Annotated in this window: 14 protein-coding genes; 1 reads left to right on the top strand and 13 read right to left on the bottom strand. The window is 57.5% G+C overall.

The features are described 5' to 3' along the window. The 8 genes from PAT3040_RS36835 to PAT3040_RS07645 form a co-directional block, all read right to left on the bottom strand. Positions 1-202 (bottom strand): four-carbon acid sugar kinase family protein (locus PAT3040_RS36835; protein WP_219930248.1); only part of this gene is annotated, 202 nt, incomplete at its 3' end. Positions 203-225: 23 nt separating this feature from the next. After that, a complete protein-coding gene (locus PAT3040_RS07675; protein WP_108992138.1) occupies positions 226-1,329 on the bottom strand; it encodes a Gfo/Idh/MocA family protein in 1,104 nt (367 codons plus the stop codon). A 15-nt stretch (positions 1,330-1,344) separates the two neighbouring features. Beyond that, complete coding sequence (locus tag PAT3040_RS07670) at positions 1,345-2,982, bottom strand: hypothetical protein (protein ID WP_108992137.1); 1,638 nt, start codon at positions 2,980-2,982, stop codon at positions 1,345-1,347. A gap of 225 nt (positions 2,983-3,207) precedes the next feature. Further along, positions 3,208-3,705, bottom strand: coding sequence for a DUF1854 domain-containing protein (locus PAT3040_RS07665; protein WP_108992136.1), 498 nt, complete (start codon positions 3,703-3,705; stop codon positions 3,208-3,210). Then, positions 3,705-5,897 carry an ABC transporter ATP-binding protein gene (locus PAT3040_RS07660; protein WP_108992135.1) on the bottom strand — a complete coding sequence of 731 codons (2,193 nt, stop codon included), beginning with the start codon at positions 5,895-5,897 and terminating at the stop codon, positions 3,705-3,707. Before PAT3040_RS07660 ends, PAT3040_RS07665 begins: the two co-directional genes overlap by 1 nt. Further along, positions 5,894-9,025: a glycosyl hydrolase gene (locus PAT3040_RS07655; RefSeq protein ID WP_108992134.1), complete on the bottom strand. Its 3,132-nt coding sequence runs from the start codon at positions 9,023-9,025 to the stop codon at positions 5,894-5,896. The genes PAT3040_RS07660 and PAT3040_RS07655 overlap by 4 nt, the downstream gene beginning before the upstream one ends. Before the next feature lie 141 nt (positions 9,026-9,166). Then, positions 9,167-11,905 (bottom strand): beta-N-acetylhexosaminidase family protein, encoded by a 2,739-nt coding sequence (locus PAT3040_RS07650; protein ID WP_108992133.1) that lies wholly within the window; start codon positions 11,903-11,905, stop codon positions 9,167-9,169. Positions 11,906-11,953: 48 nt separating this feature from the next. Continuing rightward, positions 11,954-13,006 carry a dienelactone hydrolase family protein gene (locus PAT3040_RS07645; RefSeq protein ID WP_108992132.1) on the bottom strand — a complete coding sequence of 351 codons (1,053 nt, stop codon included), beginning with the start codon at positions 13,004-13,006 and terminating at the stop codon, positions 11,954-11,956. 158 nt (positions 13,007-13,164) lie between these two features. Between PAT3040_RS07645 and PAT3040_RS07640 the strand changes: the two genes are divergently transcribed. After that, positions 13,165-14,148, top strand: coding sequence for a sialidase family protein (locus PAT3040_RS07640; protein ID WP_108992131.1), 984 nt, complete (start codon positions 13,165-13,167; stop codon positions 14,146-14,148). Positions 14,149-14,175: 27 nt separating this feature from the next. On the opposite strand, the gene PAT3040_RS07635 is transcribed toward PAT3040_RS07640, so the two are convergent. The 5 genes from PAT3040_RS07635 to PAT3040_RS38490 form a co-directional block, all read right to left on the bottom strand. Next, positions 14,176-15,105 (bottom strand): pectinesterase family protein, encoded by a 930-nt coding sequence (locus tag PAT3040_RS07635; RefSeq protein ID WP_108992130.1) that lies wholly within the window; start codon positions 15,103-15,105, stop codon positions 14,176-14,178. Beyond that, positions 15,086-16,000, bottom strand: a complete 915-nt coding sequence (gene dapA, locus PAT3040_RS07630; protein ID WP_108992129.1) for a 4-hydroxy-tetrahydrodipicolinate synthase — start codon at positions 15,998-16,000, stop codon at positions 15,086-15,088. The genes PAT3040_RS07635 and dapA overlap by 20 nt, the downstream gene beginning before the upstream one ends. Next, positions 15,997-18,126: a hypothetical protein gene (locus PAT3040_RS07625; protein ID WP_108992128.1), complete on the bottom strand. Its 2,130-nt coding sequence runs from the start codon at positions 18,124-18,126 to the stop codon at positions 15,997-15,999. The genes dapA and PAT3040_RS07625 overlap by 4 nt, the downstream gene beginning before the upstream one ends. 63 nt (positions 18,127-18,189) lie before the next feature. After that, positions 18,190-19,671 carry a DUF5605 domain-containing protein gene (locus tag PAT3040_RS07620; RefSeq protein ID WP_146200381.1) on the bottom strand — a complete coding sequence of 494 codons (1,482 nt, stop codon included), beginning with the start codon at positions 19,669-19,671 and terminating at the stop codon, positions 18,190-18,192. Between the two features lie 14 nt (positions 19,672-19,685). Further along, a partial coding sequence (locus PAT3040_RS38490; RefSeq protein ID WP_258234891.1) for a DUF5605 domain-containing protein occupies positions 19,686-20,319 on the bottom strand: 634 nt, incomplete at its 5' end.

Below are 20,319 nucleotides of genomic sequence, written 5' to 3'. Positions count from 1 at the left end.
AAAGCCTGGTCCGCTCGTAGGCCTCTCCTGCGGCAACCGCCCTGCTGTCCGTATCCAGCACGATAATTTCGGAATTCCTTTCGATCGTCGAAACCTCTTCCGCATGAAAGACGACCTGCGTATCGAAGCCTCTCCGCGCGAACTGCACGCCCGAGTCGGTGGCTCCCGTCAAGTCGTCCGCGATAATCGCAAGCTCGTTCATGGCAGACGCATCTCCCCCGCGGCTCATGGTCTCGTCCCGTAAGAGCTTCGCAGATGCGCCAGCCCGTTCTCGCGGAGCAACTCGTCCACGCGGACCGGCTTGCCGCCTTCCTGCATGGTTCGCTCCATCGCCGCCATCAGGGCGAGCGTCACCACCGCTTCCTCCGCGTCTGGCAGCGGCTTCGCGCCATTGTCCAGACATTCCGCGAAATAGTCGATGTAGTTCTGATATTCCCCCGCGTGATGGCTGTTGCCCTCGAATCGGAAGTAATAATCGCGCTTATTCTCGAAGGAATACGTCTTGCGGCCTTCGCCCTCGAATCGCGTATGATACAGCAGATTGGAGTACTCCGCCCGCGAGGAGCCCATCGTCCCCCGAATGACGCAGCCGATGCCCGGCTCGACCTCCGAGCCTAACGCCGGCAAGGTATAGCTGCCCGATATTTGGCCGATCCTGCCTTCTTCGTCCCGAATGAGGAGCCGCATGGAATCCCACGTTTCGAGGCCGTATTGGCGGCTGTTCCCGCTGACGTTGCCGTATCCGGTCACCTCCAAGGCGCCCGGCAAATACCAGCGGACCAGATCGACGGCGTGTATCATGAAATTGTACATCCAGCTGAAGCCCTTCTGCCGGCTCCACGGCTTGTTCAAGAACCAGCGGCTGTCCGCGATATAATGCGCTTCGACCGTCTGGATGCTTCCGTGGCGACCCCGCTCGAAATCCGCGCGCTGGCGGATCATCGGTTCGAAGAAACGGGAGCTTTGTCCGACGAATACATGCTTGCCGGATCTCCCCGCCAGTTCCAGCAGCTCGTTCGCCCCCTCCAGCGAGGTCAACATCGGTTTCGTGCAGATGACGTGCTTGCCTGCCTGCAGCGCCTGAATCATATGGGGGAGGTGCAGCTGGTCGGGCGAATAAATGGCGACGACGTCGATAGCCGGATTGCTTAACAGCTCCCCGTAATCCGTCGTCCACTGATCGAAGCCGAACTCCTCGGCCCGAAGCTCGCATACCGCCGGATTAATATCGCATACTTGGACAAGCTCCCATCTCGTGCTGCTTATCGCCGCGGACATAATGCTCCGGCCTTCCCCCAGTCCAACGACGCCAAGCTTGTAGGTGTTCATGTATCTGCGTCCCCCTCACCTATTCCTAATTTCGAAATCCAGCGTGAACCCGCGCTCGTCCGCCTTGTACATCCTTACCTCCGCGTCCGCGAACCGCTGCATCCAACAGTCGGAACCTCCGAGATGCGGCCCGGCTTCTTCCTTAACCCGATCATCCGACAGGAAATCGCTCGTTACCAGCCATTTGCCTTCGCCCGTTCGGCCGCTGGCCTTCCACGGCTCGGGGACGAGCCAGTCCGCGATGATGACCGTCGCTCCCGCTTCCGCTCTTCGACGGACCGTCTTCAGCGTCTCCGCGGAAAGGCGAGTGCCCGCAACCAGAATCATTTTCGGATTTCCGAGCTGCTCATCTCGCACCGTTTCGTCGAAGACGAGAACGTTGTTCGTCGGATAATAGAGCGGATGAACCTGCTCCTCTATGGCATGAGGCCTGCCCTGCAGCAATGGAAATTCGTCCCTCGGAACCTCTGCTTTCAAGCGATGGCGCGGAAAGGCGAAGCCGGGAATATGCATGCAGCTGCCATGCGCGGGAATGGTGCCGTGGCTGAGCAGATGCCACGCGCGGAACACGCTTTGCGCAGCGTCGGGGACGGCAAGCCCCCGGTTGCCGAACAACCTTGCGTTCTGCCCGTAATTGCTGTCGTCCGAATGGATAAACGCGATGTCGGGGACGGCTTCCGCGTGCGACCAGGTCAAGGGATGCGCCGGAATAAAGTCCCGCACGAACTCCTCCCATACCTCTCCGAACTCCGTACGGCGGAAGCTGCCGTTCCCGTGCTGCAGCAAAGCGTCGATATTTTCCGTGAACAGATGGGTCGGTCCCATAAAGTAGCCCATCTTGAGCGCCGAAGCGTACTCCTCCGGCGAGTGCCCGGGGAATCCCGGCGTCCGGATGAACCAGGGCCCGACGTCCGGTCCCCACAAATCCGCGCAAATCCACAGCCCGCGGCCGTATTGCTTCGCCGCGCCGAGCGCCGTGGAAAGCTGAAGCGACTGGAACGACTCTTTCATAATTTTGGGACAAACGATCATTCCGCCCCTGGCTTTCGTGTGGAAGAGGGTGGGGAACACAAACTCGCCTACCAAGGGCACGCCCTCCGGATCGACTCCGGCATTCGCCAGGACGCCGCGCACGTGCGCCGTCCTCTCCGCCACTGCGCGAACAACCGAATCTTGCGATTGGCGCAGCGTGTTTTCTTCCGTGGTCCCCCAATGCGGAAGGAAGGCATCCTTGCGATATTGCGAGGCGTTGATTTGGAGATGCTCGGGCTCGTCGTACAGCAGGCCGATCAGCTTGCCGCTTCCCGCGGCTTCCAACAGCGCCTCGTCGGGCACGTCGTACCGGTTCGTCCCTTCCGCGTAAGGTCCGTTAATATTTCCGTATTCGTTGCCCAAGATCAGGTCCATGCCGTGCTTGGCCATATCGCGCACCATGGCCGATTGCCCGGCCCCGTTCGGTAACATGTGGTGCACGTAGAAATCGCAGCCAAGCTCCTTCAGCGCCTGAAGGAATAAATCGGGAGCCGGGAGTGCCTCCTGGGAAGGATAGACGCTGCCCGTGCCCGTTCGCATGATTTCGTCGGACGCTGCCCCCGCCCATGAATCCTGCCAGGCGATAACGGGCCCCTGCATACCCAGCTTTGGTCTAGCCATTTTTTCGTTCCCCTTTCCGAATCTCTCGTTCTCTCATTCTGTTATTCTTTTATTCTCTTATTCCTTCGTTCCGCCGTTATTCCGCTAATTTGTCGGTACCGCTTTCACTGCCTTTGTCGATTGACTATAATTATAGGTGCAAAATAACCAAGGTTCTCTATCTGATGTTGCTCGAAAGTTAAAGGATCTTGCTCTTCGGGGGACTCAACGTCCCGCGGCGGGCCGCTATAACACTTCCTTGAGCTGATTCCGGCTATGCGAGTCGAGCGCCTGCCATTCGGTAATCTCGCATCTTTTGCCGTTCAGGTCGGTCAGGATGATCCGGCCTCCCCCTGGATACTGCAGATGCTCATGTAGATTGCGCATCGCCATCTTTGTCGTACCGAGATGGGTTTGCAATTCCCACAACCACAACCCCGACTTGTTCTTCACGCTGTCTACGCGCGTTACCTTAGGCAGGAAATATCGGAACTGAAGCTCTTTGTTCAGCTCAAAGGCACTTTCCTCATCGAGTTCATCGATATGGTGTACGATGCCTAGCTCTTCGCCGCCTGCTTTGCGAATCGAGATATAAGAAGTAGCGTGCTTGAACGGGAAAGCGCGATAGACGACGATCTCTTCATATGTTTGACCGTCAATTACGCCTTGAAGCACGCCGCCTTTGTTGCGCGATAACGAAATCTCCGCCGGGTTCAGCATACGGATATCGAATGAATTCTTCATTAAACGCCTACCCCCCGAATCTGCGACATTTCTTTCTGCGCGTCTACCAGCTTGCGATAAACGCCATCCGTCTTCTCCAGCAATTGCTCATGCGTGCCTTCCTCGACAATCTTGCCCTTGTCCAATACGACAAGACGGTCAGCTCCCCTCAAAGTGGACAACCGGTGGGCGATCGCGAACGTTGTTCTTCCGTCTATCAGCCGCGATATCGCTTCTTGAATCTGACGTTCCGTCTCCGTATCCACCGACGCGGTCGCTTCGTCCAGAATAAGAATACGCGGATCATGGATGATCGCCCGCGCAATGGCTACTCGCTGCTTTTCTCCGCCAGACAGCTTATGTCCGCGTTCCCCGACTCTCGTATCATAGCCATCGGGAAGCCTGACGATAAAGTCGTGCGCATTGGCGATCTTGGCCGCGCGCATAATCTCTTCCGGGGTCGCGTCCGGCTTGGAATAAGCGATGTTATCCGCTATGGACCCGTCGAAGAGGAACGTCTCTTGAAGAACGACGCCGATCTGCCGCCTGAGATCGGATTGGCCGATCTGCCGAATCGGAATGCCATCGATGAGGATTTCCCCCTCATCCGTGTCATAGAATCGGCAAAGCAAATTAATGAATGTCGATTTGCCCGCTCCGGAGTGACCGACTAGACCAATCATTTCCCCGGCCTCGACTCGTAAATTCACGTCTTTTAAGACGGGATGATGTTTCTCGTAGCCGTACGTCACGCCTTTGAAATCGACATGGCCTTTGATCGTGCCGAGCGGTTCCGGCTGAGCGGCATCGGGCACTTCGGAAGGCGTATCCATGATTTCGAATATCCGATGGGCGGCCGCGATTGCATTGCTCGCCCAGTTAATCATCTGGCTTACCCATTGCAGCGGCCCGAACAACATCCCTAAGTAAGCGACGAGAGCCATCAGCACCCCTAGCTGAATCTCGTTGCCGAGCACCTTCCCCCCGCCGTAAAACCAAATTAGCAACGTTCCTACTCCGGCAATGAGATGGAATGCGGGGAAAATAATCTGCCATAGCCCCTCGGTCTTGATGTTGTTCCGCACAACCTCCAAGTTCGCGCCGTTATATCTTGACATCTCTTCGTTCTCCCGCCCGAACGCTTTCACGACGCGGATCCCTTGCATCGATTCTCCGACCAACGTGTTCAACCGGAAGATCGATCGCCATTGCTGATACAAGCGCCGTCCTACCTTTGGCAAGATCGTAAAGGAAGCAATGATCATGAAAGGCACAGGCAGCAAGGCAAGCAAGGACAATTGCCAATCCAAACTGAAAATAATGACGCAGATCGCAATGAATCGAAGCAACTCGCCGCCTACATAGATGACGCCGTCCGTCAGGAATTGGCGCATCGATTCGGCGTCGCTATTGACGCGTCCGATAAATTGGGAGGTTTGCCGCTTGTCGAAGTAAGCGAGCGACAATCGCATGAGCGACCCGTATATGTCGTTTCGGATATCGCCCATCACTTTGGAACCAACCCAAATGCCGATGAAGCCCCGAATGGTCTGCATGACGGACATCAAGACCGTTGTGACGCCTAAAGCTAGAACAAAAACAAGGAGCGCGGAGCCGGTCCCTTTAGGCTGGAGAACGTCATCGATAATCAGTTTTGTCAAATAAGGCGGCACCAGTTCGATGAGCGTCGTAAGAATAAGCAGAAAAGCCGCGGTTGCCATTTGGGTTTTATAGGGTTTGGCATAATGCAGAACCCGCGCGGCCGCTTGACCTTTGTTTAAGCAAAATTGGCATACCCCGGTGCCTTCTCCGAGCGGATGCCCGCAAGTAGGGCAGAATCGCGGGAGATCCCGTTCGGAGACAACCGGCAGCTCCGCCTTCTTGGCCAGAGCTCCGATAAGCTTCGCGGCGAACCCGAACATTGACGTATGCGTGGCTGTATAACGAGCGAGCGCGACCGGCCCTTCGTCGGTATCGACGAGCAACGTTCCGCCGCCTATCCCCGCCGCAATCCGCGAATCTCGAATTCTCAGAACGGATATGGACTCCTTCGGCCTATCGTCATTCTCCCAACAGAAGATCATATCGTCCGTTACGGCAATCCATTGTTCTCCGAAGTTGCCGTCCAGATGAAGATCCGTTCGGCAACTAAACAACGGTTCCGCCGTAAGTTGCTCCCGGAACCTCTCCGGAAGATTGGCTTGAATCGTCATAGTCTGCTCCCGCCCTTTGAGCGCATCAACTTGATTTGACCCATAATGCCATAGGGAAACGTGATATAATCCGGCGTATGCTCCTTGCCTTTGGTCCGAAAAGAGCCCCAGCTCGTGACTCGCGCTTTGCCTCTCGCACCGTGAAACGGCCCGAACACATTGCGCGGACTGCCCATCACTTCGATCTCCAGCCGATTGCCGCCCTCGGCCAGAAAGCCGGTTATATCGAGCCCGTCCGCCGCCCTCCACGGGATGTGACCGGCCGTTACGCCGTTCACCCTCACTTCCGCAACGACCGCCGATACCTCCCCGAGCTTCAGATGAGCGCGATAATCGGGTTCATGATGGTTCTCATAATCCAAATGATAGATCATGCTGCCGCAATAATGATAATACCCCTGCAGGCACCAATCTCCTGCATGCAGCACGGTCGGTTCTGCAATGATGCGGCGTTCCGGGCTAACCCCGAAATCGCCGAGCACATAGATGTCTTCCATTTCCATATCGTTCGTATATTTGCAGTCGAGAATCAGTTCATTGATCCCCTTGCGTACGCCGCTCAGCTTCACGCATGAGATCGAACGATCCATAAACCAGCCTTCCGCCGTTGACGCAAGCTCTTCGCCGTTGCAGTGGATGCGGAAGCGTTCCGCCCCCTCGAGCGCGAGGGAACATTCGCTCTCCGGCACCTCATCGACATGAAACTCGAACCGGAATAGAACCTCCGTCCCATCGTTCGGATGCCTTTCCCCGATCCATTTGTACCGCTGAGTGATACCATTGTAAAAGACTTGCCTCATGCCGAGCGTATCGCGAATATGGCGCTGCGCTTGCCACACCTCCATCTGCTCGGACCAGCTTCCGCCCTGCATCTGGTACCGGCAATGATCGAGCGTCAGCACATTGGGCATCGAACGGGTGAACCGGAACCTCGGCCCGAACGCCGCATACAAGTCGTTGTCGTTAAACGCTGGTGGCGACTGGGCCGGTGCTTGCGCGGCAGGAGCCGCTGATTCATCAATCATGTACAGCTTCGAGCCGGCCGGTTCGAATGACGCCCGAAACCGCAGCTTGCCTTCGCAGAGCCACGACTCGACTTGACGAACTTCGCCAGTCAGCGCATCCCATTCCTCTACGGTACCGATAACGGCCGTTTCGACCCGCGCGTCATGGCCGCGATTGCGGTCATTGTTAACGATGAACAGCGAGCTGCAGCCTTTAGACTTCCTAAGCATATGCAACAAGCCGTCTTCTTCGGTCCCATGCTGCCCGCGTATGGATACTTGGCGCGATAGGCCCGAGCCATGATCGAGCCATTCAATAACGCCAACCGTATCCGCGACCGCCGTGAAGCGCGGATGATTCGTCAACTTGTCGAGATCTTCCGATGTTCGGCCTTCCAGCATCATTGGCAAAGGCCGCATGGCAACGACGCGGCCGCCCGCCTCCAGAAATTGCAACAGCAGCTCATAGGTCGCGCGCAGCATAGTAGTGATGCTTGGCATGACCACCGCCTTGTAGGCCGCCTGACCGATGATCATTTTACCGGGCTTCACTTCGCCGATCTCGCTCATGATCGTCTCGTCTCCAAGGTCGCAATCGTGATGCGCGCCGAGCAGCGCCCTCAGCAAACGATTAAACTCGTCGCCGTACCGATTAATGCCGGGGATGTCGCGGTCTCTGCCCCGGTTCGGCATGCCGTATGGATCGGAGCCAAGCAGCGACCAAGCCGTCGAAGCCGGGTGCAGCACGAGGATGTCCCTGACCGCGCGCCCTTCGGTCAACACCGCGCCGAGCCGCGCAAAATAATCCTCGACAACGCGATTGTATTTCCACCAGCTTGTATTGTAGTTAAATACCGGCGGATAGTCCCGCTTACGGCAGCCTTTAATGGAATATAGCGCCAAATGCTGCGAACGTAGATTGACCCCGAGCGCATATTGCCAGTCGCCGATCCACTTCTGGCCCTCGAACGTAAACTCCCATCCGGCGCAGCCATACGTTTCCGACAGCACCCGCTTGCGGCCGTATTGATTCGCTACGCTCGTGCACTGCTTCACCGTCATGTGCTCATCGGTCGATTCCGTCAACATATCGATGCCGGGTATATGTTGATACCGGTAATGCGGCATGATGGCGCCGCCGACCCGGGTGCCCAGACCGAGCTTATCCTCCTGCAAATAATGGCCCGTAAACGACAAACCGTTATTGTCGCACCAATCGTAAAGCTGCTTCGAGAACGCATCGGTGAATTTCTCCGACACGGTGCGCCAATAATCATGGCGAACCCAGGAAGAGCGGTCGCCGTCAAAGAACAGATGGGGGACTTCATCCAACAGATCGTAACCGCGCCTGCTCTTGAAAAAATCGGGGTACGAATACGTCCACGGCACCCAGCCGCGTCCTTCCGTAAACCTGCAATGCCGGTCATTGACGCTTGGTTCGTCGGTAAACACGCCTTTGATCGTTTGGCCGAACCGGTCGCCGACCTTTGCCTTGTATACCTCGTACGTCTCGTCGATGAACCGGCGAACGGCCTCTGGATTCATGCTGTCCGGCGGCGCCTGGTCATTAAACCATTCGGAAGGCGCTGACACCTCGACACGAAACACGAGCAGCGCTTCGTCCGCTTCAAGCGTCATAACCGGCTCCGCAAGCGGCAGACGATCGCAGTTGTGCAACTGCATATTGTCGATGCGCGCCCTAAAGAGGGCAACCGTCCGATCGTCGGCATGGTATGGCTCAGAGGCCGTCCCGCGTCCGCATTCTTGGAGCACCTCTACCGTCAGTCCTTTAGAGCGATACTCATCGCCGATAGACGGCACTTTGCCGCCCGCCGTACCGGAGGGCCAGCGGTCCTCGTCGTACAGCCAAGCCTCCATGCCGAGCTGCTCCGCCTTCATCACCGAAGCTTCGACCGCCTCCATCCATTCCTCTCCCAGATATTCGGTCTCCAAGCCTTCCCTCGCATGCATGAAGAAGCCTCCGATACCCTGCTCCTTCATCCCTTCGATTTGACGCATCAATTCTTCGATATCCAGCTTGTCGTTCCATGCCCAGAAAGGCGCGGATCTCGCTTCTACGGGCGGTTCCGCAAACTGCTTGCGCAGCATAGCCATGTCGCTCATCTCGCCAACTCCTCCTCATCAAACATGTGTAACAAAAATCAGCAGCCAGGGCCCTTTGGCCTAGCTGCTGTTGTTTCTGCAAGGTGAGCCCAACCCCGAATTAATACGGCTCCAATAGCGCTTGTCCCCGAGCCGCCTCCATCAGCGCGACAGCGCTCCCTTTTTTTTATCGCCGTCATATAGCCAATCCAGCGTTCGGGAGCTTTCGCTGAACGGCGATACGTCCCGCTCCTTCAGCTCCTGATCGGCGGCGATGACGCCGAGCACCGCGTAGGCTCCTATGCCCAGGTTCAGCATATGGCTTCCGGCCTCGTATAGAAAAGCGTGAACGTTAACGCTCGGGTAGAAGGAGGTCTTGATTCCTTTGCGCAATACGGGAGATAAGCCTCCCCGTTCATCCGCATGCGTATTCTCGTCCAGGGTCGGCACCTGAAGCCATTGCGGGTCGGAGGAATTGAAATAGCCGACTAGCACGCGAACCGGCGCGTCCGTCTCGAACTCGACGGCCATTCCGCCCATCGCCGCTTCCGCGCGGCTGAACCGGACGCCGGTCAAGCCTTCGAGCTCCTCGGCGCAGTTCTGCACGTATACCTCGCCGTCGGAGAAGAGCAAGCTGTCCTTTGACAGCGTGTACGTCTCCATGTCGGAGGATGTCAGCCGGAAGGCGGCTTCCCGGTACGGCTCGACCTTCACTTCTCCGCTTACCCGCGATGGCAGCTTTCCTGCCTTCAAGTCATTCACGCTGGCTCTAAAGCCTGCGAGCTCTTCCTCGTAGATCGGGAGGCAGTCCGTCCAATGCTTGAATTTCCGGCCGTCGGGCACCGGAATTTTGCGGTGCGCCGTCAGCATGCTGTTCGCATACAGGTACGTGTTTTTAGTCAGCTCCGTCAGCTTGCGGTACCAATCCACGCTCTCCTGCAAGTAAGGAACGGCTTCCTCCAACAGATTCGTATGTTCCAGGTAGTTGCCGTTCACCGTGTATTTGTACGTCAGCACTTGGACGGCGGCTCGCACCTTGGCGCCGTAGAAGCGCACCATGTATAGAATCGCTTCCACGTCGCTCGCGATTCGGTCGAATTCTTCCCTATTGTCTGTAACATGCGAGCTTGCGCGCTGAATCGCCGTCCAGGCTTGCTCCGCAAACAGCTCGGCCGATTCGATAACGTCGATCGGCGTCTCCCCGATGTGGGGTTCGTCCGCCAGCTCTCGCTGGACATACAATTCGAGCCGCTCGCCCTGCGGCGCGTGATCCTCCCACAGCGCCCGATACGGGGAATAACGGTCCGGATTGGTCAATTGGCTCATCGTCATCCCAAGCGACAGCGTCTGCCGGTTGCCCTCCGTAATGCCGAAGCGGCGAAGGAGCCGCGGCGCGCACTCGCCAAAGGCGTCATAGGCTTCCAACAGCGCAGCGCCCGCTTCCCTTGACCCGAACAGCGAAGCCAACTCCTCTATCCAATAGTGGCGTTCCGTCTCCGGATCACGGTCAGGGTTCCAGGCATAACGCGCCCATGCGGCATACCACATCCAATCCCGCTCCGCCTGCTTCAGCCTCGGCGTCGTCTTGTCGCCGCTGTATGGCCAATCCCAGAAGAAGAGCGGGTAAAGGTGCAGCCCGTTCGCCTTCTGCCGATCCTTTGCCGCTTGCATGCTTTTCTGAATGAAGGCGGGCGAGCCGTAGCGGAACGGCTCCAGATTCGCGAGCACGTGGACGTTGACGATATGAACCGACTGCATCGCGCTCAGTTTGTTATGGGTTTGCTTCCAGCCGCCTCGCGGCGTCCAGGTCGTAAGCGACTCGCCGTTATACTTGGCTTCGGTAAATAAATTCGGGTAATGCGATATCGCCTTCTCGATAATCGGCTCCGCCTTAACCGCGTGCGCGCGGAGGATGATCGGCGGCCGTTCCTTCACCTTCAGATCCCGGAGGCCTTCGTTAACGCCTGCCAGAATCGTGTCCGTGAACCATTCTGCGCCGTACACGTCGCCCTGCATCGCCTCGCCCAGGCACAGCATGAGCCCGACGCTTGGGTAGGACCTTACGAATTCCGCGATCGATTTGCGGGTATAATCGGCGGTGATCGGAAGCGGCTTCGGCTGATGAAGCTCCAAGCCGTGTTTTTCGGCGAACGGAAGCGGGATATGAATGTTGTAGAAATTCAGCACGACCCAGATGCCTCGTTTGTCCGCTTCTTCCGTCAGCCAGCCGAACGTCTCGACGTTGAGGTTGTACTCCTCTTCCGTCACTTCCAGCGCCTCCGGATAATCCTTAAGCTTCACCAAGGAGGAGAACGGATGGGCCGACCAGATGTATACGATATTGCTCCGCTGCGCGCAGAGCATGTCCAGGTATTCCGTCCACAACCCCTTGTCGTAGAACCAAGGGAAGCGATCCGGCGTAATCGGGTACTCGTATGTGCGGCGCGGAGGCTCGATTTCCGTCTTTTGCAGGCCGAGCACCGGGCCGCGGATCACAAACTTCGGCGTTTCGCCATGCGCAAGCAAATCGGGAACCCGTCCCTCGCGACGAACCCGTTCGGCCAGCTCCTGGGCTCCGTACAATGCGCCGGTATCGTTGCCGCCCGAAACCACGATCAGATTTCCCGGCAGCGTGGCGATGTAGAAGCCTTCCTTGCCCGGCTCCTCCGAATGATAAAGAAGGACCTCCTGATCCTCTAGCGATCGGATAAATTTCGATTCTTCCCGGTTGCCGACGTAAATTTTGAGCTCAGGATGTTTCCGGTAGGTCAAGGAGTTCCACTCCCCGTTCGTTGTCTCCGTCTCGAAGCCGCATGCTTCCAAAGCATCCTTAAGCAGTTTCAAGCCGTAAATCATCCGTGGCGATGCTTGGTCCTGAATTCCTAATCTGATTTTGTTCATGTCGATCCTCCGTTTTCTATTTATTTGTCAGTCGTCTTGTTACAGCTTTTATTCTAACGATTGCCATGTCGATCGAAGCCAAGGATAGATGTTCCGTCCGCTAACCTCGTGGGCGCCGGGGAAAATATCGGATTGCAGCCTATGCTCCGCCCCTTCGTCCCGGTAGATCTTCCGCAGAATCCCGACGGCTTCGCGAACGGCGCCAGCAGGGAAGATCGGGTCGTTCTCACCGGATTCGACGAACAGCGGACGCGGCGCAATGAGTCCGATCCAATCGGGAAGCTCGGCATAATCAAGCACGCCTGGAATGTAATTATCGATGCAGTGATTAATCGACAGAATGCTTCCTTTATAAGTACTGGTGAATCCGCATAGGACAGCGGCGTTGATCCGCTCGTCGATTGCGGCCGCGTAAGCCGCGAGCAAGGCCCCGCCCGAGAAACCCATGCATCCGATTGCCCGAGGATCGGCCTCCTCCCGCATCGCAAGGTAATCGAGCGTCCTGATCGCTTCATAGACGCGCAAGCCCGCAAGGGACATGCCGTGCATGAGCAATTGTCCCGTTAAGGAATTGCAAGAGCTGCGTTCTTTGCCGGGAACGGTATCGCGGAGCAGCCTGCGGTCGCCAAAGCCGATCATTTCCGGCGCAGCGACGATATGGCCCTGCCGCGCAAGCTCCAAGGCGAATCGGTTATGTCCGCCTTTCTTCACGCTCATCGTCCCGTCAGGCGCAAACCCCGCAACCTCCCTGCTCCCGTAGCCGTGTCCATGCAGCGCCAGCATGCCGGGAAGCTTGCCGGAAGAATTCCCGGGCAGCTCCCAAGTCCGTCTGCTCTCTTTTGGAATGAGAACGTAGACCGGCATGCGAAGACCGGTCACCGTTCCGATCTCGACGCGCTCTCGGACATAATCGTCATACTCCGTTCGTTCCAGGAGAATCGGATCGAGCGGCGCGCGCATTTCCTCAAACGGAACGAGCGCTGTCCGAAGATGTTCCTTTAGAAGCGATTTCCGCTCTTCGCGGCCAAGCTCGGTTTGCTTCTTTCTTGCCGATGCGGACCGTTCATATAAAGTTTCCATAAAATTGTCGGGATTCCACATTCCGCAAACTCCTTTCCCATATAAGCGCTATCGCAGGACATGCGAACGTAATGCCCTATTGAATCGGGTCATGCGCCGTCATACGCTTGTAACGTAACAGCTTCACCCCTGGGGTATGTTCAAAGCAGCTGTTAAATATAGTTGGAGGTGTCTTTTTTATGACTTATTCTGTTCAGGCAAAAGAGTTTATTTTTGAAGACGATCGTCCCTTCGCGAGCTGTCACGCTTCCACGCTGGTCATCTTGCCAGACGGCGACGTAATGGTCGCCTGGTTCGGCGGCTCCCGCGAGGGCGCTCCCGACGTGGCAATCTGGACGGCGCGCAGAACGGACGGCGGGTGGTCAGTTCCGGTCATAGTCGCGGACGAGGAAGGCCTTCCGCATTGGAATCCCGTTCTCTATCTCAGACCTGACGGCAAGCTGCTGCTCTTCTACAAGGTTGGCCCCCGCGTTGCCGAATGGCACACCCGCATCACTCGTTCGGACGATTACGGCTATTCCTGGTCCGAGCCCAAGGAGCTGGTGCCCGGCGACATCGGCGGACGGGGACCTGTCAAGAACAAGCCGATCACGCTTAGGAACGGTACCCTGCTCGCGCCGAATTCGCTTGAGCCCGCATGGGACGCTTGTATCGATATATCTCCCGATCAGGGCGATACGTGGACTCAGACGGCGATCGTTCCCCTCGATCATGGCAAGCTGAAGCTGAAAGGCATCATCCAACCGACGTTGTGGGAGTCGGAGGACGGCTCCGTCCACCTGCTGGCACGGAGCACCGAAGGCGCTATGTACCGCAGCGATTCGCAGGACGGCGGCCTCACTTGGCGCGAGGCTTATCGGACCGATATGCCGAACAACAACAGCGGCTTCGATCTTTCGCGGTTATCGGACGGAACGCTTGCCATGGCCTACAACCCGACCGTGCCGAGCGAGGACGATCCGAAGGGAAAAGGGCCCCGCACTCCGCTCGTGCTTCGGTTATCCCGCGACGACGGCGCGACATGGGGCGAAGAGCTTCCGCTCGATTCGGGCATCAGTCAATATTCGTACCCCGCGGTCGTCGCCCATGGCAACAACATTTATATAAGCTACACATGGAGAAGGGAGCGAATCGCTTTCTACCATATCGTCATGAAAGAATAGTCAGCGATTGCTCCCGAAATTACCTCCTTATATAACGGCCGCGCGCACCTCTTCGGGATTCCAGCCGTCGCGGCCTTCCAGTACGCTTCGTACCGTCAGTGCCGAGGCCTCTTCTTCCGTCAAATATCTCGCCCACTCTACCCGGGCCGCCGACTCCGCTCCCGGTCCCACGCTTCCGTATTCCGCATACCGCGCAGTCTTTTCCTTCGCTGGATCGCGCCAGTTGTCCCAGCCTTCCGGACGGATATGGCTTCCCATCCACGTATGGACGAAAATCGCGCTTCCGTGCGGCCTCCAAGGCCGGCCGAGACTGACGGTCGCGGGAGGCGCGGCTCCGGTTAGCCTGCAGTTCAGAAAGACGTAGCCGTAAGGCTGCGATTCATCCGTAGAAGCCGCCGTCACAAAGCCGTTATGACGATCGAGACTATGCAGCTCGCAATCCTTGAACACGGCTGTCGCAGAACCGAATACGAAGTCGACGTGTCCCTCGATATAGCAGCGATCGTACAATTGTCTGCCGTTGCCCGGCGTATACAGCGTATCTTGATGGCCGAGTATCGCTACGTTCCGGAAGATTGCGCGATCTCCCTCCACATGCAGCGCAAGCGCTTGTCCCCGCTTCTCCAGCCTGCTGGCCGAATTAGCGAAGGTCATATTTTCAGCATAAAAATCTTCTGCCAATATCGTGAAGGATGGCGTGTCGAACGTCGTCATTTTCTCACCGTTCGGCTTCAGGGTCGACACGGAATCGTCATAGAAGATGACGGCTCCGTCTCGGCTTTCTCCTATCATGCACAAATTGGTTTTACTTGCGGGAACCGTTATCTTCTCCTTGTAATGCCCGTTTCTCAGTTCAATCAGCGTGCGTTCGACGGCATGATCCGGCGCTGCCGCGATCGCTTCAGCAACCGTACGGAAATCGCCGTTTCCGGATTGATCAACGACCAATGTTCGCATGTGGGTTCCCCTCCTTCAGCAGGCCAACCGCGCGCAGCGTTGCCTCAATGGTATTTCGCGCCTCAGCGCCGACAGGCCGGACCGGCAGACGCGGCGAACCGACTTCGATTCCCAGCTGGTTCAGAATCTCCTTGAGCCCTGACGGGACCGTTCCGAACTGCATCAGCTTGCGGATGACCGCGATGTCGGCTTGCGATTTCGCGGCTTCCTCCAGCTGCCCTTCCTGCCAGTGTTTATAAATCGAAACAACCGTATCGGGAACGACGTTGGCGGAGGCTGCGATCGCTCCGCCGCCTCCTGCAAGCAAGGTCGATAAAATGAACGAATCCGTACCGGCTAGAACCGCAAAGTCGGGACCCGATTGTTGAATCAGCTGAAGCACATGCTCGTAATTGCCGCTTGAATCCTTTACGCCGACGATATTGGCTATGTCGGACAAAGATGCTACGGTTGTCGCTTCCAGCATAACGCCCGTGCGCGCAGGTATGTTATAGAGAACGATCGGCAAATTCGTTGAGCCTGCCGCCGCTTCGAAGTGGTTATGCAGCTCCGATTGGTTGAGCGGAACGAAGTGAGGCGTAATGATGGATAAAATATCGGCGCCCGCTTCCTCCAATTTGCGCGACAAGCGGATCGTCTCGGCTGACGTAATCGCGCCGGATCCCGCATAGAGCGGGACGGCTCCGCCGATCTCGTCGGCCGCAATTCGGACAAGCTCAATCTTTTCGTCTTCGGTCAGCGCAAAAAATTCGCCGTTCGTCCCGAGAACGAATATGCCGTGCGCCCCCGCTTGAATAAGACGCCGAATCATGAAGCGGACGACGGGTTCGTTAAGGCGCCCCTCCTGGTCGAATGGCGTCACCATCGCGGGTATAATTCCGTGCGGTCTAATCATATACGATGCACTCCTTTGCCTTGTTGGTGGTTTTCGCCATGATTGGTCGCCTCGCGGAAGCGAAGCGCATGATGCAGCACTTCCGAAATGACCCAAGAGGGATTCCAGGTGTTGGATCTGCCTCTTCCTTGGAAGTTGGATTGGAAGAACCCTTCCGCTTGTTCCCCGACGACGGTGAAGCCCCACTCGCCCGGCTTGGTGCAAATGCCTTGGCCGAGTGCGCCAAAAATCGTCCGCGCCAAGCGCACGTACGTCTCGTTGTCGGTCATGAGGCCGAACTGCCATAGCTCGAAGGTAGGGAAAAAGACGTCGAGATGATGGTTCTGCACGCTTACCCCGGGCCAGCCGACAGCTTGGAAGCCGCTATCCCTGAACGCCGTGCCGCGATCGTATGCCGGGTTCCACATATAGACGTAGGTTAGCTGCCAATCCGCGGCGATCTCCGCCCAATTCCGGAAATGAGGTTCCCCGGTCAGACGGAAGAGCTCGTAGGCCGCGATGAAGAAAAACATGCCCGCTTCCTTGTCCTCGCATCTTGCGTCAAGCGTAGATCTGGCGAACGGCCGTTCAAAGGTTTCGGCATGCAGCGCGTAATAGCGCTCCATGCTGTCGCTGGCGGCGTCAAGATACGTCCGCGCGCCCGTCACCTGCCAGGCTTTGATTAACGCGATCAGGCACGGAATGCCGGCGGCCGTAATCTCCGTATCCGCTGCGCTGCCGTCCAGCTTGAAGGCGGAAGGAAATATGCCTGCAGGCAATATGGCCCCCAGTATAAAATCCGCGGATTGCTCGAGCGCGGCTGTCCAACTGGAAGGAACCTGCTCCCCCCGGCTGCGGAACAGCAAAATGATATCGGCGAGGTCGCTGACGGTTTCGCCGAAGGCGCGGCTCGAAATGACGGGCTCCTGCTGCCAGCGGAAATTTTCCCACCGGCCATCGGACAAATGATACGCGCCGTTCCGGAGACCGGGCACCGAAGTGCCGCTCTCCCCGAGATAAAAGTCGACGGCTTTCCTGCATCGCTCGATACGCTCGCGCATTTGGCCATCGAAGCCCAAGGACGCGTCGCACCAGGCCAGCTTCAAGCATTGTCCGGTCCAGCCGTACATGTAGTGAAGCCCGTGCTTCTTCGATACGAGCCCGAACGAATTCCGATCGTTGAACTTCACGTAGCCGGCTGACCGATCCGTCTCCCGCCACCGGTCGTCCATGGCCGCCGTCTTGAGCCGAATCAGCTCATCCAGCGATAGAGGATCGGCGCCCTGCGGATCGTACAGCCGAACGGCGCGGTGAACGGCCTTCGAGAAGGCCTGACCGGGCTTCTCTTGCGGCCCCCATTCCAAAGCATAGCTTTTCTCGAGCGCAAAGCCCGGAGCAAAATCGGTATAGCCGCCGGAGTATGGCTCGATTTGGCTCTTGCTCACGTACACGATGTCCTTCTCGCCACCAAACATCAGAACGCCGCTCATCGCCGCGACGGATATGCTTCCATCGCGCTGATAAGCACCAAGCGAGCCGTAGTGGACGACGCCTTCCTTATCCTCGATAAAGGACGGAAGCGAGAACATCGAGAAATATCGCTCGCCGGCGTTCTCCTCGTTCCACTCGACGTTCACGCATGGGATCGGGAGCCGATGCTCCTCGCAAATAAAGCCTTTGCCCTCGCCGATGCCGAGATGCGGCACAAGCCTGGCGGGATCCGCCGACGGGTTGTTGTTGTAGATCATATGGGGGATCGTCACGTTTTCCTTGCCGCGGGAGGCGAGCTCCCATTCGAGCCCGACCGCGACGTCGCACAGGGTTCGATCGGAATGATTCTCCCATTTGGCGCAAACCCGAAGCAGCCCTTCCGCATCGAACTTCAGTTCCAATGCGAGGAACATCTCGCCGCCGTCCGCCTCGATCCGCAGCGTGCCGCCATGCTGCTCGATTCGCGCGGCATGTAGCCGAAGCCGCTCTTCACGCCATGGACGTCCCTCCGAGTAAACCGCCATACGTCCCAGCTTATTGCTGAAATAAGGCTCGGAGTCGCCTTCGCGGGACAATTGGATATAGACATCGTCGTCCGACTGCCATACATCCACGCTTCGGCGCTCGGCCGGACTCGTTATACGATAAGCGTTCATTTCCAGCGCTCTCCTTCCGATTTCCGTTCTGCCGCCCGGTAGGACGGTGAAGTCTTCGCCACTCTACGCCGACGCTTGCTCCTTCTTCGGTTCGTCCTGCTCCGCGCCTTCGCCGATTTTGCGCAAACGGAGCGCGTAGTAAATCTCTCCGGGCAGCTTGATCTGGAACCGTTGCTGAAACGTTTGATCCAGCCGTTCGATCGTCATATTCCATGTATCGATAATATCCACCGCGAATTCGCCTGTCTGCATCCCGAAGTCGCGCGACGAGAATCGGTGCGGTCCGAAATATTGCAAATAATATTCGCCTCGCTTCTCGAGAGTCGAGGCATCGTGGCGTTGTCTGCTGTATGTCAGGTAGCCTGGCGCATCCTCCAGCAGACCGCGCAGGAAGGCGATCCGCTCCACGCTCTCGCCGAGCAGCTCGCCGCCGTGAACCGACCAGCTTGTTCCGTCCGGCCCTCGAAGCGATTCCCCATGCGCCGCGAAGCCGCCGCGGGACAGGCCCTCCCAAATTCGGTACGCCATGTCTTCCGAGGTCAGCGCTTCCCTAGGCTCCGCGCCGATACCCTCGCGGCCGCAATCGTCAATGACGATCGGCTTCTCGTATTGCAGCGTCAAGTCGGAGGCAAGCATCACGTCCTCCTGCCGGAGACTGACATGCGTCAGCCATGGAACGCCCCAATCGAAAGCGGATGGCGTGCCGTGGATCGAGCAGAGATGATGACCGTAATCGCATTCGCGAAGCGTCTGGAAATAAGCGCGCCAATCGACTTCCCGCCTCCGCGTTCCATCGCCCAAGTCTGCCATCGTCCACCATACGTTGCGATAAGCGGCCAACCGGGAAACCGCATAACGGATATATCGTTCTTCCTGCTCCGCGGTCAACCGAATGGCTCCTTCAAGGTCCATGGAGGAAGGAAATAAGATCAGCTCCGCTTCCACGCCAATGCGGGATAAACTCTCCACGCATGCTTCCAGCTTCGCGAAATAAGCCGGCTCGAAGCAATCGCCGTCCGGCTGACCGTCCGGACGCAAGGCGAACGGAGATATATCCGTCTCGCCATCCCCCGCATGACCGGCCTGCGGGACAACGCTCATTCGCGCCTTGTTAAACGGCGATGCCGACAGCGTCCGGATCGTCCGGTCGCGGCTCGATTCGTCCTGCACATGCCAGGCCTCAAGCAGCGTTCCGAACGGCGTGTACAGCTTGCCGTCCGCATAAGCGAACAGCGTCGCGTTCGATACGCTCACCGGTCCGTGATTATCGGCCCCCGCCGGCAGGCAATGGAATTGTCCGGCGTATCCGCCGGCTGGCGCGGATGCGCCATTGACGCGGAACGACCAGTCCCCCTCCTCGTCCGGCATGAACCGGATCAATAACCTGCCTTCGCCGTCATAGAAGCCTTCTGATACGAAATGTCGATCATCTTTGCTGAATTCAGCCCACAAGCCGGAGTCCGCAAACAGCGCATCGTCCTCGCGCCCTGTCATCTGCAGCTCGAATTTGCCAAATCGTTCTACTTCTTCTTTATAGTGAATCACTCCGTTCCCTCCTCTCAAACTGTTTGCGCGCGCAAGGCGGTATAAGGTCTAGCCGGCAATGCCAGGTCGCTCTGTCCCGTGAAAGTGCCGTCAAGCGGCGTTATCGTCATCTCCCAAATATCGATAAGCTCGATCCGGTATTTCCGATCTTGAGGCAGCGGGAGTTTATAAGACGATAGCCGGTATTTGCCCAAGTACAGAAGCGCATGGATGCCCTCCTCGCGAGCCTTCATCCAGTCCTCCGGGCCTTCCTCAAGCACTTGGCGCAGAAACCGGATCCGCTCCGGACTTTCCCCGTACATCTTGCCGCCGCTCGAAATCCATGCTCTTGTCGGCTTGTTCTCGAAACATTCGCCGTGGGCGACGAAGCCGCCTTTGGTCATCCCCTCCCAATAGCGGTGGATCAACTCAAGCCCCGTAATGTTCCCCCACCGTTTGGCGACGTTGCCCTCATAGGAAATTTCGTCGACGACGATCGGCTTGCGGACAGCTTCCCGCCATTCGGTGGTCGGACCGGTATCCCAATGCTGAATGCTCTGGTGCGTGAGCCACGACTTGGAGAAATCGTACAAGGACGATTGCTCGTACATTTTGGTGCCGTTATGAATCGATCGAAGCCGCTGGTACGGATCCTTCCGCTGCACGTAC

The organism is Paenibacillus agaridevorans, from assembly GCF_003112455.1.
In the GTDB taxonomy this organism is placed as follows: Bacteria; Bacillota; Bacilli; order Paenibacillales; family Paenibacillaceae; genus Pristimantibacillus; species Pristimantibacillus agaridevorans.
The sequence above is the reverse complement of the archived record's forward strand: the minus strand, read 5'-3'. Positions and strand labels throughout refer to the sequence as shown.

What these genes read in the sequence shown, in the direction of transcription:
- PAT3040_RS07645 (WP_108992132.1), bottom strand. Translation starts at nt 13,006, where the DNA reads ATGTGGAATCCCGACAATTTTATGGAAACTTTATATGAACGGTCCGCA.
- PAT3040_RS07660 (WP_108992135.1), bottom strand. Translation starts at nt 5,897, where the DNA reads ATGACGATTCAAGCCAATCTTCCGGAGAGGTTCCGGGAGCAACTTACG.
- PAT3040_RS07665 (WP_108992136.1), bottom strand. Translation starts at nt 3,705, where the DNA reads ATGAAGAATTCATTCGATATCCGTATGCTGAACCCGGCGGAGATTTCG.
- PAT3040_RS07675 (WP_108992138.1), bottom strand. Translation starts at nt 1,329, where the DNA reads ATGAACACCTACAAGCTTGGCGTCGTTGGACTGGGGGAAGGCCGGAGC.
- PAT3040_RS07640 (WP_108992131.1), top strand. Translation starts at nt 13,165, where the DNA reads ATGACTTATTCTGTTCAGGCAAAAGAGTTTATTTTTGAAGACGATCGT.
- PAT3040_RS07655 (WP_108992134.1), bottom strand. Translation starts at nt 9,025, where the DNA reads ATGAGCGACATGGCTATGCTGCGCAAGCAGTTTGCGGAACCGCCCGTA.
- PAT3040_RS07635 (WP_108992130.1), bottom strand. Translation starts at nt 15,105, where the DNA reads ATGCGAACATTGGTCGTTGATCAATCCGGAAACGGCGATTTCCGTACG.
- dapA (WP_108992129.1), bottom strand. Translation starts at nt 16,000, where the DNA reads ATGATTAGACCGCACGGAATTATACCCGCGATGGTGACGCCATTCGAC.
- PAT3040_RS07650 (WP_108992133.1), bottom strand. Translation starts at nt 11,905, where the DNA reads ATGAACAAAATCAGATTAGGAATTCAGGACCAAGCATCGCCACGGATG.
- PAT3040_RS07670 (WP_108992137.1), bottom strand. Translation starts at nt 2,982, where the DNA reads ATGGCTAGACCAAAGCTGGGTATGCAGGGGCCCGTTATCGCCTGGCAG.
- PAT3040_RS07625 (WP_108992128.1), bottom strand. Translation starts at nt 18,126, where the DNA reads ATGAACGCTTATCGTATAACGAGTCCGGCCGAGCGCCGAAGCGTGGAT.